The following is a 724-nucleotide window of genomic DNA, read 5'->3' on the forward strand; positions in this document are numbered from 1 at the left end:
CTCCGGCCAGGCCACGCGGCCATGTTCCGGATCGCGCGGCGCAGGTAACCGGCTCACCGGCCGCCCGGGAAAGATCAGCCGGAGCCGGCGCCGCTCGCCTGCGGCGGCGAGGTGCGCGAGCGTCGGAAGGCCGGCGAGCACGAACAGTCCCGCGACCACCACGATCGTGGTCACGCCCACTGTGAGTACCACGAGCAGGAGGATCAGCCAGCCCAGACCGATGGGCACGGTGGTGGCCACGTACGCGAGTGAGCGCCACGGCCACACCGACGCCAGAAACCGCGTGGGGCGTCCCCGTACGGCTGTCCAGGCATCATTCACGTGCCCAACCCTACGGTTCGCACCGGCCGGGCGGGGTAGCGTGCGCGCTACCCCCGAAGTCGCGTCGAAGCCCGTGTGGTGGGCCGCGCCGGCAGGTTCACTGAGGGCATGAACCAGGCATCCCCGGCGGCCGTCACGCTCGACGGCCTCACCCGCACCTACCGCTCGCGCGCCGGCACGGTGCATGCGCTGCGCGGCGTCACCCATGTGTTCCAACGCGGCACGTTCACCGCGATCATAGGACCGTCCGGCTCCGGAAAATCCACCCTGCTGCAGCTCGCCGCGGGCCTCGACCGGCCGACCGGCGGGCGGGTGCTCATCGGCGACACTCAGCTCGACAAGCTGAACGAGACCGCGCTGACCCGCTTCCGGCGCACGTCGATGGCGTTCGTCTTCCAGTCCT

General features: G+C 71.1%; 2 protein-coding genes. One reads left to right on the forward strand and one right to left on the reverse strand.

The features are described 5' to 3' along the window. Positions 1–240: sensor domain-containing protein (locus ACTMSW_RS30690; RefSeq protein WP_441184286.1), on the reverse strand; the 240-nt coding region annotated here is incomplete at its 3' end. A 189-nt stretch (positions 241–429) separates the two neighbouring features. Here ACTMSW_RS30690 and ACTMSW_RS30695 point away from each other — a divergent pair. Next, positions 430–724, forward strand: a 295-nt coding sequence (locus tag ACTMSW_RS30695) for an ATP-binding cassette domain-containing protein (RefSeq protein WP_441184287.1), incomplete at its 3' end; no start/stop codon positions are given.

The organism is Micromonospora sp. BQ11 (genome assembly GCF_052068135.1).
Classification (GTDB): domain Bacteria; phylum Actinomycetota; class Actinomycetes; order Mycobacteriales; family Micromonosporaceae; genus Micromonospora.